Origin of the sequence: Geomicrobium halophilum, assembly GCF_014207655.1 — a bacterium.
GTDB classification, from domain to species: domain Bacteria; phylum Bacillota; class Bacilli; order Bacillales; family Marinococcaceae; genus Geomicrobium; species Geomicrobium halophilum.
On sequence record NZ_JACHHJ010000001.1, the window covers coordinates 253,295 to 268,048 of the forward strand.

The following is a 14,754-nucleotide window of genomic DNA, read 5'->3' on the forward strand; positions in this document are numbered from 1 at the left end:
TGCTGTCTCTTTTAGTTTATGCACTCACCAAATTGCAAGCGGGTGAATGTGATGGTAAGAGAGCCTTTCGTGCGTTCAAAAACTGTGCCCTTTCTAGCTATGAAGGGTCTTTTCATGATAATAAGCAGATGATTCGCTCCGTGTTTATGTGAATGCTATAATGCATGTGTGATATGATAACTATGGAAAGGAGAATGGAAATGGCTATTAAAAATGTAACGGATCAAGATTTTGATCAAGTAACATCAGAAGGTGTCGTTCTTGCTGATTTCTGGGCAACATGGTGCGGACCTTGTAAAATGGTAGCTCCAGTGCTTGAAGAAGTTGATAGTGAAATGGGAGATAAAGTCACCATCGCGAAAATCGATGTTGATGAAAATAAAGAAACCGCAGGCAAGTTCGGAGTCATGAGCATCCCTACATTGTTGGTGTTCAAAGACGGTGAACAAGTTGAGCAGGTCGTCGGCTTCCAACCGAAAGAAGCACTCGTCGAATTGTTGGAAAAGCATACGTAATGAAAGCGAATGGATGCATTGTGACTAAAGCCTGGTGATTATACCACCAGGCTTTTTTCCACTTCTTCAGGATCGGAGGTGATGAATATCAGCGCACTGAAGGAAAAAATTAGTGTTCTTCCTGCCAAACCAGGATGCTATTTAATGAAAAATAAAAACGGGGTTGTTATTTACGTTGGGAAAGCGAAGATCCTTCGAAATCGCGTGCGTTCCTATTTTATTGGCAGTCATGACGGCAAGACTCAGACGCTCGTCAGTCAAATCGAGGACTTCGAGTATATTATTACATCATCCAATATTGAAGCGTTAATTTTGGAAATGAACCTTATCAAAAAGTATGAACCCAAGTATAACGTTCTGCTCAAGGACGACAAGTCGTACCCGTACTTGAAAATTACAAACGAAGAGCACCCCCGCTTGATTATAACCCGTAAAGTGAAAAAAGACGGCGGCCGTTATTTTGGCCCATACCCGAATGCCATGTCTGCAAATGAGACAAAAAAACTGCTGGATCGTTTGTATCCACTTCGAAAATGCCGTACCCTTCCCGACAGGGTTTGTTTGTATTATCATATCGGACAATGTGTGGCTCCGTGTGAATTTCCGGTTTCGCAAGAAAAAAATAAAGAACTCGTCCAAGGCATTCAGCGTTTCTTAAACAACGGTCATCAAGAAATTCGTGCTAACCTCGAGGAAAAAATGCATGCAGCTTCCGAGGATTTGAACTTTGAGCGGGCAAAAGAGCTCCGGGACCAAATCAAACACATTGATGATGTGATGCAAAAACAGAAAATGACAGCCACTGATGGCACGGATCGAGATGTTTTTGCTTATGCTTACGATAAAGGATGGATGTGTGTCCAAGTCTTTTTTATAAGACAGGGAAAATTAATCGAACGGGATGTCTCGATTTTTCCTTTTTATCAAAATCCAGAAGAGGATTTCTTGACGTTTGTCGGCCAGTTTTATTGGGAAGATGCCCATATTAAACCGAAAGAAATCATTGTACCCCCGAGTGAATCTACTGAAGATATGAGGAAGATGCTTGAGATTAAAGTGTTAGAGCCCAAACGTGGAGAGAAAAAAGAATTACTAAACTTAGCGACACAAAACGCGGAAGCTGCTTTAAAAGAGCGGTTCGATTTAATCGAACGGGATGAAGAGCGAACGGTTCGCGCCGTAGAGAAACTTGGAGAAGCTCTTGATATTGATCCCCCTTATCGAATAGAGGCATTTGACAATTCAAACATTCAAGGGACGAATCCAGTGTCTGCAATGGTTGCGTTTGAGGACGGAAAACCCTTTAAGAAGGATTATCGTAAGTATCGTGTCAAAGAGGTTCAAGGGCCCGACGATTATACTTCAATGAAAGAAGTCATCCGTAGACGTTATCTACGACTATTGAGAGAAGAGGCGCCATTGCCTGATCTAGTGCTTGTGGACGGCGGCAAGGGACAATTATCAGCTGCTATCAGCGTTTTGCAAGATGAACTTAATTTACCCCTCCCTGTCGCAGGGATGGCGAAGGACGACAAGCATAAAACATCCCAACTTTTTATTGGAGAAAGCGCAAAACCAGTTCATCTCGCCAGAGACAGCCACGCTTTTTATCTATTGCAACGAGTACAAGACGAAGTCCACAGGTTTGCCATCAGCTTTCACCGGCAAACACGTGGAAAAAATGCGTTTTCGTCTATCCTTGATGATGTTAGCGGGATCGGTGAGAAGCGCAAGCGAAAATTACTGCGTCATTTTGGTTCCATGAAGAAAATGAAAGAAGCAACGCTGGAGGAGTTTAAACAAGCTTCAATCCCTGAGCAGGTGGCAAAAGAGGTTATGAGAAAACTTGAGGATGCGTAACCCCCCTATTTCACGTGATAAATAGGGGGTTTTTACTGTTGAATGGAGAGGAATGTCATTTTTTCGGTAGTTTGCCGCACTTTAGTACATAATAGGAGATCACGTTTATCCACATTAATCATACCCGTAATCACTGTATATCGGTTTGAGGAAATATCGTTTCCGATGGGAAGATGAATGAAAGCACGATATTCTTCCTGGCTTTGTAAAGGTTGTCGAATAATGTTATATAAACAATCATGCTTTCTTGACGATAGTGGGACGGGAGAGTACAATAAAAATTGTCGGAAAGATGAACATACGTAAAATAGGCATGACTTTATATAACTGGATAGCTTCGAATTACATATTTCGATTTGAAGAGATCTGTAGTCATGTGTCGTCCCTTACATTTATGAGAATGATAAATAGGAGAAGAGCGTTTTGTCGGCAGTTTTCTAATGTAAGGGGACACAAAACACGCGGAGCAAAAACAAGCCATACTCCGTGTTTGTTCAATGCCAAAGGGAGGTTGATTATAGAAAAAGAGGGTAGGAAACAGAAAATTTTGTATGATCATCAACGCTAATGTTATGTTTTATTGCTTTTATCCTTTTAAACATTAAAGATCAAGCAAACTAGAGGGGAGCTTAACCATGCCTCAGAATCAGGAGTTTTTTAATCGGAGGTTACACTCACTGCTAGGGGTAATCCCAGTTGGCGTTTTTCTTATTCAGCATTTAATTGTGAATCACTTTGCTGCTTATGGAGCTAGCTCGTTTAATGCAGCCGCAGATTTTATGGCAGGTTTGCCATTTCGTTATGCATTGGAAATATTTGTGATTTTTTTACCACTACTCTATCACGCGGTTTACGGAATTTACATTGCTTTTACCAATAAAAACAATACCCGCAGGTATGGAACTTTCCGTAATATTATGTTTTTGTTCCAAAGGGTTAGCGGCATTTTTCTCGTTATTTTTATCATTTGGCATGTGTGGGAGACAAGAATAGCTGAAGCTTTAGGGCGCGCTGAGGTCAATTATGACATGATGGCAGATATACTAAGCAGCCCGTTTATGCTTATCTTCTACATAGCAGGTGTTGTTGCTGCTACGTTCCATTTTTCCAACGGTTTATGGTCATTTGCTGTGACTTGGGGCCTCACAGTGTCTCCACGTTCACAGAAGATCATGACATATGTAAGTCTTGGAGTATTCGTGGTGTTAACATTTATAGGTCTACGTGCTGTTTTTGCATTTCTTGATCCTGGACTAGCAAACATGTAAGGAGTGGGGTTTTCATGAGCAAACAAAAGGTCCTCGTTGTCGGCGGCGGTCTCGCCGGATTAATGGCAACGATTAAAGCCGCAGAAGCTGGGGTGAATGTAGACTTGTTTTCAATCGTCCCAGTGAAGCGGTCACACTCCGTTTGTGCCCAGGGCGGCATAAACGGTGCCGTAAATACAAAAGGGGAAGGTGATTCCCCTTGGGAACATTTCGATGACACGTTATACGGTGGGGATTACCTTGCTAATCAGCCACCGGTAAAAGCCATGTGTGATGCCGCACCAAGCATCATCCACTTGCTGGATCGCATGGGAGTTATGTTTAACCGTACTCCTGAAGGCTTGTTAGATTTCCGTCGTTTTGGCGGTACGCAACACCATCGTACAGCTTACGCCGGAGCCACAACGGGTCAACAGCTACTTTATGCGCTGGACGAGCAAGTCCGCCGTTATGAAGTAGAGGGATTGGTTCAAAAATATGAAGACTATGAGTTTACATCGGCGGTTATTGATGATGATGGACGATGCCGAGGAATCACAGCCCAGAATTTGACTTCGATGGAAACGCAAAGCTTCCGTGCCGATGCGGTAATAATGGCTACTGGAGGCCCGGGAATTATTTTTGGCAAATCAACGAACTCCATGATCAATACAGGTTTCGCTGCTGCTAAATTGTACGAGCAAGGAGTTTATTATGCCAACGGCGAATTCATTCAAATTCATCCGACCGCGATTCCCGGTGACGACAAGCTGCGTCTCATGAGTGAATCTGCTCGTGGCGAGGGGGGCCGCATTTGGACATACAAAGATAATAAGCCATGGTATTTCCTCGAAGAAAAATATCCGGCGTATGGAAATCTCGTTCCCCGCGATATTGCTACGCGTGAGATTTTTGATGTATGTGTGAATCAAAAACTGGGGATTAATGGCGAAAACATGGTCTATCTTGACCTTTCCCACAAAGATTCCCGCGAGTTAGATGTAAAACTTGGCGGCATTATGGAAATTTACGAGAAGTTTGTAGGGGATGACCCTCGTAAAGTACCAATGAAAATTTTCCCAGCGGTTCACTATTCCATGGGCGGCATGTGGGTTGACTACGATCAAATGACGAATATTCCTGGATTGTTCGCTGCTGGTGAATGTGATTATTCTCAACATGGAGCCAATCGCTTAGGTGCAAACTCATTATTATCAGCCATTTACGGAGGAATGGTTGCCGGGCCAAAAGCCGTTGAGTATACACAGGGCTTAGAGACACATGCGGAAGATCTTTCCTCATCCCTCTATGAAGCGGAAGAGAAGAAGATAAGAGACGAGTATGAGGATATTTTGAATATGGATGGCGACGAAAATGCTTATACTCTTCATAAAGAGTTGGGAGAATTGATGACAAATAATGTCACAGTTGTCCGTGAGAACGAAAAACTTCTGCAAACCGATGAGAAATTACAGGAACTTCTGGAGCGCTGGAACAATATAAACATGCATGACACGGCGCGCTGGAGTAACCAAGCCGCACCCTTTGCCCGTCAATTAAAAGGAATGATCCATTTAGCACGGGTGATTACCATTGGGGCTTATCATCGTAATGAAAGCCGCGGTGCTCATTACAAACCGGAATTCCCGGATCGTAATGACGAAGAGTTTCTTAAAACCACAAAAGCCAAATTTGATCCGGAAAATCAAGCTCCGACGATTGAATATGAGGATGTGGATACATCCTTGATTACGCCGAGAAAACGGGATTACTCCAAGAATAAATCGACAGAAAAACAAGGAGCTGGGAAATCATGAGTGAGAATCAAACCGTACGCTTTATTATCACTCGGCAGGATAGTCCAGATGATCAGCCTTACAACGAAGAATTCGAGATTACCTATAGGCCGGGGATGAATGTCATTAGTGGTTTAATGGAGATCCGCGAAAACCCGATTACTGTAGATGGAAAGCAATCGAAGCCTGTTGTTTGGGACATGAATTGTCTGGAGGAGGTGTGTGGTGCTTGTTCAATGATCATTAATGGGAAACCCCAGCAGTCCTGTACTGCATTGATAGATGACTTTGAGCAGCCGATCCGCCTTGCGCCGATGAAAACATTTCCAGTAGTTCGGGATCTCATTGTTGATCGAAGCCGTATGTTTGACTCCTTGAAGAAAGTAAAAGCTTGGATTCCAATTGATGGTACGTATGATCTTGGACCAGGGCCTAGAATGGCAGAGAATCGTCGCCAATGGGCATATGAATTATCCAAATGTATGACTTGCGGCGTCTGTCTCGAAGCTTGCCCAAATGTAAATAGTAATTCTGAATTTATTGGTCCAGCCGCTGTCTCTCAAGTGCGGTTATTCAATGCTCATCCTACTGGTGAAATGAACAAACCGGATCGTTTAAATGCTTTAATGGGTGAGGGTGGCTTGCAAAACTGTGGGAACTCCCAGAACTGTGTAGAGTCATGTCCCAAAGGAATTCCGCTTACGACTTCAATTGCTGCACTCAACCGCGATCAGACATTGCAGTCATTTAAAAATTTCTTCGGTGGTGGTCAGTAAACTGGAAAAACCGGATGCTTACCTTAGTATTAAGGAGCATCCGGTTTTTAACTTGCATAAAAGAAGTATCTATGGTCATTGTCATTAAGGTGAATGAGAATCCGGCCTTCAATGGAAAGCCGGATGTACTTAAATTTGGATCTCGCCAAGACGTATCAGCTCAATTACAGCTTGTGACCGACCTTTGACGCCTAATTTTTGCATAGCGTTGGAGATATGATTACGGACTGTTTTTTCGCTGATGTAAAGGTGTCCGGCAATTTCCTTAGTGGTTTTGTCCTGTACGAGTAGGTCAAAGACCTCCTTTTCCCTTTTTGTTAAAAGGGATCGCGGACCACGTTCCAAGTCCTTCAATCGTGTCACCCTTTCTACCCAGGCCACCCTCGTCGCGCGTTCGGCTCTAACGGCATTTCGACGATGAAGAAGAAAGTATTTAGTCACCATATCGTATGTGCGTAAATGGCAGTCGGTGAGGAATTAAGCGAAAAGCGGCGGACGACTATGACGGAAATATTTGAGGGGGGACAAAAACTATCCAGTTTTTTGAACCTATTTCAAATCGTTAATGCCGTCATTATCGTATTCAAAGTCGGTAGAAGAGGTGATTATTGCTTGTTGACTTTTAGTAAGAATAAGCGCATATAATAGCGTGTTCAAAAAGGAGAACAAAAAGAGCCGAGTAGTTCGAGAAGACGCAGCTGCGAGCACCGGAGCGTATGGTTTTCATACGTGAGGCGCGCAGAAGCAAGTCGACGAAGAAATACGACCGCTATTTTTCCCGGACTTTTTGAACATCCTCTATAAGTAGAGATCAGGGGTTCTACAGGGTGAAAGAGTGCATGGAGATTGCTCATACAATGAGTCCCGCCGCTGTAGTTCAGTGAAATGATGTTAGGTGTACTAAACCGAGAATCACGGTTTTGTCAAAAGCTCATATAACATTCGCCTTGTTTTGAGGAAACATGTATAATAAAATAAAGACGCTAAGTACATAAGTGAAAATGTAAAAGTCATGACTGTACGGGCGTATTAACTAACGAATGCATATTTTTAGTAAAAGGGGTCGAAAAAATGAAGCAAAAGACTTTTACGATTACTGCAGATACGGGATTACATGCCAGACCAGCGACACAATTGGTCCATAAGGCAAGCCAATTTTCTTCTGAAATCCATATAGAATCCAAAGGAAAGTCAGTGAACCTTAAATCCATTATGGGGGTTATGTCTTTAGGTGTTGGCAAAGGCGGCGAAGTGCAAGTGACCGTTGAAGGTAACGATGAAGAGGAAGCTATGGAGGCTATTACAAGTACAATTCAAGAAGGGCTAGGAGAATAATGACTGATTGTTTGCAAGGTATCGCCGCCTCCAACGGAATTGCGATCGCTAAAGCTTTTCTACTTGAACAGCCAGAGCTCGATATTCAAAAAGAGATCGTTTCTGATGTTGAAACTGAAATTTTACAACTTAAAGAGGCGATCGCAAAAGCAAAAAAAGAACTTGAAATGCTCAGAGATAAAACGAGGGAGCAGCAAGGCGATGAGAATGCGGAAATCTTTTCTGCCCATTTACTTGTGCTGGAAGATCCGGAGTTGATTGATGCTGTCACAGCAAAAGTAAAAGAAAACAGCGTTTCGGCTTCTCATGCATTGCACGAAGTTTCTTCGATGTATATACAAATGTTTGAGGACATGGATAATGCTTATATGCGGGAGCGTGCTGCAGATATAAAAGATGTTTCCCAACGTGTGCTCTTGCACCTCGCAGGTGTAGAGAATACAAGCTTGGCTTCTATCAATGAGGAAACCATTGTATTGTCCCATGATTTAACACCTTCGGATACTGCGCAGTTAGATCGGCAATTCACGCTAGGGTTTGTTACGAATATAGGAGGCCGCACCTCTCATTCGGCGATTATGGCTCGTTCGCTTGAAATTCCTGCTGTCGTTGGCACAAAAGACATAACATCGCAGGTACAAAACGGGGATTTAATCATTGTGGATGGTTCCACTGGGGATGTTATTATTAATCCCGATGAAGACAGCATCCAAACCTACCGCGAACGTCAACGCCAAATTGAAGCAGAAAAAGAAGAACAAAAAAAATTGGTCAACGAACCTTCAATCTCGGCTGATGGATACCAGGTTGAACTTGCTGCTAATATTGGTACACCTGATGATATGGAAGGTGTCATTGAAAATGGGGCAGAAGGGGTTGGCTTATACCGGACGGAGTTTCTTTATATGGGCAGGGACAGTGTCCCCGAGGAAGAGGAACAATTTGAAGCCTATCGTACCGTTGTTGAGAACATGGATGGCAAGCCAGTTGTGATTCGTACCCTTGACATCGGCGGGGATAAAGAGCTTCCTTATCTTGATTTGCCAGAAGAGCTAAATCCATTTCTTGGATTTAGAGCCATTCGTTTATGTCTAGAGAAAACTGACTTGTTTCGGACGCAGTTACGTGCGCTTCTACGCGCGAGTCATTATGGGAACTTGAAAATCATGTTTCCGATGGTCGCTACATTAGAAGAATTACGCAATGCGAAAGCTCTCGTGCAAGAAGAAAAGGAACGGTTGAAGGAAGAAGGAAAGCCTGTAAATGATGAGCTTGAGATTGGCATTATGGTCGAAATCCCGTCAACAGCCGTAGCCGCTCCACAATTTGCCAAAGAAGTGGATTTCTTTAGCATAGGCACAAACGATTTAGTGCAATATACATTAGCTGCGGATCGGATGAGCGAGCACGTCTCCCACTTATACCAGCCTTACCACCCTGCTGTTTTACAATTGATTAAGAATGTGATTGATGCTTCACACGCGGAAGGAAAATGGACGGGCATGTGTGGTGAAATGGCAGGTGAACGTACAGCTATTCCATTATTATTAGGGCTAGGCCTGGATGAATTTAGTATGAGTGCAACCTCCGTTTTGGCGGCTAGAAGCACACTTAGAGAGATTCAGCTAAATACGGCTCAGGATTTGGCTTCGCGAGCATTAACATGCAGTACATCGGAAGAGGTAGAAACGATGGTTCGCAATCATCTGTAATAAGCGCCTACACTGTAGGTGCTTTTTTTCAGCTGTAGAGGATGAGCACTGTGCTAAGAGGCTAAAAATCTATCGAATGGTATCCCTTATGGCTTGCAATCCCGCCTCTAAACAGTGACAATAAAGGTATTGAGCCCGTGATAAGGGGGATTGTATGACTGAACAAACGCAGGTTGAATATATTGAGAAATCGTTGCGGCGAATATCATATACGATTAAACAACGAGGGCGCGAAATTCTCAATCATTTTCCGATCACCCCGCCGCAATTTATTGCTCTGCAATATTTACAAGAAAAAGGAGATTTAACGATTGGGGAACTTTCTGCAAAAATGTACTTAGCCTTTAGTACAACTACGGATCTTGTAGATCGGATGGAAAAAAATGAACTGGTACAACGTGTAAAGGATCAATCCGACAGAAGAGTCGTACGTGTACATATCTTATCCAAGGGAAAAGATATCATCCGGGAAGTGATCCAGAAACGCCAGGACTATCTAAACGATGTTCTTGGACATTTTTCAGAGGAAGAAATTAATCGGTTAGAACAAACACTTTCGTCATTACATGAGGAAATGGAGAAAGGCCAATAGGAGAGAAATGAACATTGGATAAACCTATAGGCGTGATCGATTCTGGGATCGGGGGTTTAACCGTCGCAAAAGAAATCGTCCGTCAGTTACCTAAAGAACGAATGATCTACATTGGAGATACAGCCCGCTGCCCTTATGGACCTAGAGCGGTTGAAGAAGTTCGACGGTTTACTTGGCAAATGATTCAACATCTTTTAGAAGAAGATATAAAGATGCTCGTCATTGCCTGTAATACAGCGACTGCTGTTGCTCTTGAGGAAGTTCAGGCGCAACTGTCTATCCCAGTGGTAGGCGTTGTTCAACCAGGCGCGCTTGCAGCGCTCAATGTTACGCAAACGAATGAAATTGCCATCATTGGAACAGAAGGAACCGTGAAAAGTAATGCTTATCCGCGGGCGCTCAAAGCAATTCAAGGATCACAAGTAATCGTTCATAGTTTGGCATGTCCCACATTCGTGCCACTCGTCGAGCAAGGGATGTTAACGGAAGAAGATGCATATTTTGTCGTTAAGGACACGTTGCAACCGCTTATCGGCCAATCATTTGATACGTTAATACTGGGATGTACCCATTACCCGCTTTTAACTCCGGTGATCCAGAAGGTCGTTGGGACGTCCGTCCAGGTGATCTCTTCCGGTGCTGAAACAGCAAGAGAAGTGAGTACCATCCTCCACCATCAAGGAATCAACCAAAATGTTGGGCTCACCGAAGCACATAAATTCTACATTACTGGTTCGATTCATCAATTTCAAATGATTGCAAAACGGTGGCTGGGCATCGGAGGACAAAAGATTGAAGAGCTGACATTTACACCATAAGGATCATTGACCACGATTTTACACTCGTGGTTTTTCTTATGGTTAGAGATCATACGTGCTCTCAGAAATTTTTAAGGCTTACGTTTGCTACTACACCGTGCCAGAAGTTCTTTCTCTATTCGGCTAATGTCGCGCTTCGCGCCGAAAAAGTTCCTAAATCGCCGAATAAACGTGTTACCGCGCCGAATTGTCTAGGGCTTGCGCCGAATAAATGTGTGGCTGCGCCGAAAAAACCACTCCTCGCGCCGAATCCCGTTTCACTCGCGCTCGATCATTTACCCGATCTTTTCATGAACAGCTTCTTCATAGAAGGCAGGTCTAATTTTGATGAGTAGCTCGTATACTCAAAACAGATGAGCATTCTAAGGAGGGAAGATTGTGAAGAAGATATGGAAGGGGCCTTCTTTATTACTGTTGGTGTCACTCGTTGTTTATGGTTGTAGTTCCAGCAGTGACATCCCTGAACAAGAGGAAATGCAGGAGCGAGGAGAATCAGCAGCAGAAATAGAAGAAGGGGATGACGGTGAAGGAGAGGAAGATGGAAGTGTAGAGGATGAAGATCGGATAGATGGTGAAAGGGTTCAGAGAGAACTTTATTTACTCGATGAAGCGGGGCTCGTCGTACCGCGTACATTTCAGTTAGAGAATGACTCTGAAGTGCTCAAACAGTCCCTGGAACATCTTATTATAGAAGGCCCTATTACTAATCAATTACCAAGTGGATTGCAGGCGGTGCTTCCACCGGATACAGAGGTACAAGGGGTTGACTTAACAGCTGACGGAACCGCGATCGTTGATTTCTCTCCTGAATTTGCGGATTATCCGGAAGAACAAGAAAAGGCATTGTTACAGTCGATCACATGGACGTTAACGCAGTTTGATGAAGTAGAGCAGGTAGAAATCCAAATCAACGGACATGAACAAGAAACGCTTCCCAATGCAGGTACGCCTGTAGGTGATGGAACTGCGAGAGCTCAAGGAATTAACCTTGAAGGAGGAGGGCCTGCAGATATTACCGCCAGCGAAGCGGCCACGCTTTACTTTGTCAGTGTAAAAGAAGATGATCACTACTATGTTCCTGTAACAAGGCGAATCGAGGGGAATGGAAATGAAGCGGTAGAGGTTATCCAGTCTTTGTTGGATGGTCCTCACCCTGAATCGAAGTTAATCAGCGGTTTGCGCCAAAGCATTGAATTATTGGATGAACCTGAATTGGAGGACGGTGTTTTAACCGTAAACTTCAACGAAGGTATTTTGACTGAAAATGATGGAACAGCTATGTCAGATGAAGCGTTAAACATGCTGACTCTGTCATTAACAGAAATCGATCAGGTTGAAGAGGTAGATTATCATGTAAATGGTGAAACTCAGCTGGAACGAGTCGATGGTGAGGTACTTGCAGAGCCTGTTTCTCGTCCCGATATGCTAAATCAGGAAGAGCTTTAGCAAAGGGTCTGAAAAGATGTTATAATGATTAAAGAAGGTAGCACACTGTGGCTACCTTTTCATTGTGTAACAGATAAAAAAATGAGTAAGCCAAGTTTTTCTAATGTTTGGGTTATACATAATTGAGGAGGAAGGCAAATTGCGTGCGGATGGTAGAGAAAAAAATGATGACCTTCGATCCACAGTGATTGAACCTGATTATGTAAAACATCCGGAGGGTTCAGTACTTATTAGTGTTGGAGATACCAAGGTCATTTGTTCAGCAAGTGTTGAGGAACGTGTGCCATCGTTTATGCGCGGACAGGGGAAAGGTTGGATCACCGCGGAATATGCGATGTTACCCCGTGCAACCGAACAACGTAATATTCGTGAGTCCTCAAAAGGAAAAGTTTCCGGACGGACGATGGAGATTCAACGGCTGATCGGCCGTGCACTACGCTCTGTGATTGATCTTGAATCCTTTGGAGAACGTACTTTGTGGGTCGATTGTGATGTTATTCAAGCAGATGGTGGTACAAGAACAGCGGCGATTACCGGGGCTTTTGTCGCTAGTACGATGGCATTTTCGAAATTGGAAAGAGAGGGAAAGCTTAGCACGTTTCCGGTGACAGATTATTTGGCGGCTGTTTCGGTCGGCATCGATGAAAAAGGGGAGACGTTCTTGGATTTATGTTTTGAAGAAGATTCTGCGGCAGCGGTGGACGTTAACGTTGTCATGACAAGATCAGGACAGTTTGTGGAAATCCAGGGGACGGGTGAAGAAGCCACATTTTCCAGACAGCAATTGGACGAAATGCTTCGGTTGGCGGAAGAGGGGATTCGTAAACTGATTGCGATTCAGAAAACAGTATTGGAATCCACCATATCTGCCCTCCCTAGATCTGAAGAGGAAGTGAATGAAACATGAAAAAAATCGTCCTGGCTACCCAAAACGAGGGAAAACGAAAGGAATTAGACACTCTACTATCTGGAATGGTGGACGTCCACTCTCTTAGCAACTTTCCGGATTGTCCGGACGTAGAGGAAACAGGTGAGACGTTTACAGAAAACGCTCGTTTAAAGGCTGAATTCGTCGCAAAATATACGGGCTTACCTACCTTAGCCGATGATTCAGGTTTAGTCGTGGACGCTCTTGATGGAGCTCCTGGTGTGTACTCCGCACGCTTTGCCGGTGAAGACAAAAATGATGAGAATAACAATCATAAACTCATGCGGTTACTGGAAGGAAAGACAGAGCAGGAACGGACAGCACGCTTTGTTTGTTCCCTCGTCTATGTAGATCCAGACGGAGTTTCCATTGACGTCTTGGGTACATGTGAAGGTCGTATCGCCCATGAACCAAAAGGGACGAACGGCTTTGGATATGATCCGCTCATGTACATACCCCATATGCAGCGAACAATGGCGGAACTCTCGTCAGCTGAAAAAAACAGCATTAGCCACCGCAATGATGCCCTGAAAAAGATGAAAACAGAATGGGAAAAACGCGGCCTTTTATCGAAGGGGGGTCCAAAATGAAATGGCTCGTTGTCAGTGATACACACGGAGATCGGGAAGGATTGAAAATGCTGCGGGAGCGCCACGATGGCGATGTGAGCGCCATTTTTCATTGTGGTGACTCTGAATTAGCAAGTGACGATCCATTACTGCAGTCTCTCTATGTGGTGACCGGTAATACGGACCTGAGAGGAGAATTTCCTGAAGAGGAAGAGATACAATGGGGCGGTGTTCGCATTTGGATGACGCATGGACATTTATATCAAGTAAAAAGTACAAATCAAGTATTACAGGATAAAGCAACCGAAAAAAATGCCCAACTCGTCTTACACGGTCATTCTCATTTCGCAGGTGCCTATGAAAAAGACGGGATCATTTACGTGAACCCAGGAAGCCTCACCCTGCCCAAAAGGCCAAAGCAAGCAACCTATGCGATAATTACTGTGATGGATGAACAAATACAAGCTGTACGCTTTTATGAAAAAGAAAGCGGGGAAGAGATGACAGCTTTTTCACTACTAAAACACTGAGAACGTTTACAGTAGGTAAACGTTCTCCTCCGCAAGAAAAATAGCTATTGACGTAGGTGAAAAGATTCGCTACTATAGAGATTGTCGTTATGTCCCAGTAGCTCAGCTGGATAGAGCAACAGCCTTCTAAGCTGTAGGCCGCAGGTTCGAATCCTGCCTGGGACGCCATTTACAAAAGTTAAACATCTCGTTTTGGGGCAGTAGTTTATGTATACCCCTATTTGATGAAAAATAGTACATAAAAAAAGAGGCGGAAATTTCATTCGGTCTCTTTTTTATGGTTAAAAAACTTCTACCGCCAAATAGCGAGGTTAATAAGCTTTTTCCTTCTGTTGCATTCCAGCTTGTTGGCTCCCGGGATTAGGTTTAGCCCCTGAATAGGTTTGAACCATTCTTTGTAACTCATGGTGAGCTTCTCTGACTTTAAGAGTTTGATCGAGAATTTGTTGAAAGCCTTCAATTTCTTTATCAGAAGCATTTAGGATGGACTTAGGCATACCTTCAGCGATTTGTTTTAAGGACAGTTCTTTGTTCACAAAAAACGCAACCTTTCTAATGTGGTTTGATGAATGAGTGACCTCTCTTATATAAGTTTTCGATTGAATAGTCATTTTCCTGCAAAAAACATTC

The 14,754-nt window shown here is 43.6% G+C and carries 15 protein-coding genes and 1 tRNA gene; 14 read left to right on the forward strand and 2 right to left on the reverse strand.

Annotation, left to right across the window (positions count from 1 at the left end; all coding sequences use genetic code 11):
- Positions 1 to 200: 200 nt before the first annotated feature.
- The 5 genes from trxA (at position 201) to sdhB (ending at position 6,194) form a co-directional block, all read left to right on the forward strand.
- On the forward strand, positions 201 to 515 hold the full coding sequence (trxA, locus tag HNR44_RS01225; RefSeq protein WP_184402308.1) for a thioredoxin: 315 nt from the start codon (positions 201 to 203) through the stop codon (positions 513 to 515).
- 81 nt (positions 516 to 596) lie between these two features.
- On the forward strand, positions 597 to 2,375 hold the full coding sequence (uvrC, locus tag HNR44_RS01230) for an excinuclease ABC subunit UvrC (protein ID WP_184402309.1): 1,779 nt from the start codon (positions 597 to 599) through the stop codon (positions 2,373 to 2,375).
- A gap of 635 nt (positions 2,376 to 3,010) precedes the next feature.
- Positions 3,011 to 3,643: a succinate dehydrogenase cytochrome b558 subunit gene (locus HNR44_RS01235; RefSeq protein ID WP_184402310.1), complete on the forward strand. Its 633-nt coding sequence runs from the start codon at positions 3,011 to 3,013 to the stop codon at positions 3,641 to 3,643.
- A 14-nt stretch (positions 3,644 to 3,657) separates the two neighbouring features.
- Positions 3,658 to 5,439, forward strand: coding sequence for a succinate dehydrogenase flavoprotein subunit (gene sdhA, locus HNR44_RS01240; protein ID WP_184402311.1), 1,782 nt, complete (start codon positions 3,658 to 3,660; stop codon positions 5,437 to 5,439).
- The gene (gene sdhB, locus HNR44_RS01245) at positions 5,436 to 6,194 is read left to right on the forward strand and encodes a succinate dehydrogenase iron-sulfur subunit (protein WP_184402312.1); all 759 of its coding nucleotides are present in this window, start codon (positions 5,436 to 5,438) and stop codon (positions 6,192 to 6,194) included. Before sdhA ends, sdhB begins: the two co-directional genes overlap by 4 nt.
- Positions 6,195 to 6,323: 129 nt before the next feature.
- Here sdhB and HNR44_RS01250 read toward each other — a convergent pair whose 3' ends face one another.
- Positions 6,324 to 6,548 (reverse strand): helix-turn-helix domain-containing protein, encoded by a 225-nt coding sequence (locus HNR44_RS01250; protein WP_246406906.1) that lies wholly within the window; start codon positions 6,546 to 6,548, stop codon positions 6,324 to 6,326.
- Between the two features lie 717 nt (positions 6,549 to 7,265).
- On the opposite strand from HNR44_RS01250, the gene HNR44_RS01255 reads away from it, so the two are divergent.
- The 9 genes from HNR44_RS01255 (at position 7,266) to HNR44_RS01295 (ending at position 14,292) form a co-directional block, all read left to right on the forward strand.
- Entirely contained in the window at positions 7,266 to 7,529 is a 264-nt protein-coding gene (locus HNR44_RS01255; protein WP_184402314.1) for a phosphocarrier protein HPr, read from the forward strand.
- Entirely contained in the window at positions 7,529 to 9,241 is a 1,713-nt protein-coding gene (ptsP, locus tag HNR44_RS01260; RefSeq protein WP_184402315.1) for a phosphoenolpyruvate--protein phosphotransferase, read from the forward strand. The genes HNR44_RS01255 and ptsP overlap by 1 nt, the downstream gene beginning before the upstream one ends.
- 154 nt (positions 9,242 to 9,395) lie before the next feature.
- A complete protein-coding gene (locus tag HNR44_RS01265; protein WP_184402316.1) occupies positions 9,396 to 9,833 on the forward strand; it encodes a MarR family winged helix-turn-helix transcriptional regulator in 438 nt (145 codons plus the stop codon).
- A 14-nt stretch (positions 9,834 to 9,847) separates the two neighbouring features.
- Positions 9,848 to 10,651: a glutamate racemase gene (gene racE, locus HNR44_RS01270; RefSeq protein ID WP_184402317.1), complete on the forward strand. Its 804-nt coding sequence runs from the start codon at positions 9,848 to 9,850 to the stop codon at positions 10,649 to 10,651.
- 378 nt (positions 10,652 to 11,029) lie between these two features.
- A complete protein-coding gene (locus tag HNR44_RS01275) occupies positions 11,030 to 12,097 on the forward strand; it encodes a GerMN domain-containing protein (RefSeq protein ID WP_184402318.1) in 1,068 nt (355 codons plus the stop codon).
- Between the two features lie 139 nt (positions 12,098 to 12,236).
- The gene (rph, locus tag HNR44_RS01280) at positions 12,237 to 13,004 is read left to right on the forward strand and encodes a ribonuclease PH (RefSeq protein WP_184402319.1); all 768 of its coding nucleotides are present in this window, start codon (positions 12,237 to 12,239) and stop codon (positions 13,002 to 13,004) included.
- On the forward strand, positions 13,001 to 13,615 hold the full coding sequence (locus HNR44_RS01285; protein WP_184402320.1) for an XTP/dITP diphosphatase: 615 nt from the start codon (positions 13,001 to 13,003) through the stop codon (positions 13,613 to 13,615). Before rph ends, HNR44_RS01285 begins: the two co-directional genes overlap by 4 nt.
- Complete coding sequence (locus HNR44_RS01290; RefSeq protein ID WP_184402321.1) at positions 13,612 to 14,124, forward strand: metallophosphoesterase; 513 nt, start codon at positions 13,612 to 13,614, stop codon at positions 14,122 to 14,124. The genes HNR44_RS01285 and HNR44_RS01290 overlap by 4 nt, the downstream gene beginning before the upstream one ends.
- Before the next feature lie 91 nt (positions 14,125 to 14,215).
- Positions 14,216 to 14,292, forward strand: a tRNA-Arg gene (locus HNR44_RS01295).
- A gap of 143 nt (positions 14,293 to 14,435) precedes the next feature.
- Here HNR44_RS01295 and HNR44_RS01300 read toward each other — a convergent pair.
- Positions 14,436 to 14,660, reverse strand: a complete 225-nt coding sequence (locus tag HNR44_RS01300; RefSeq protein ID WP_184402322.1) for a hypothetical protein — start codon at positions 14,658 to 14,660, stop codon at positions 14,436 to 14,438.
- Positions 14,661 to 14,754: the final 94 nt, after the last annotated feature.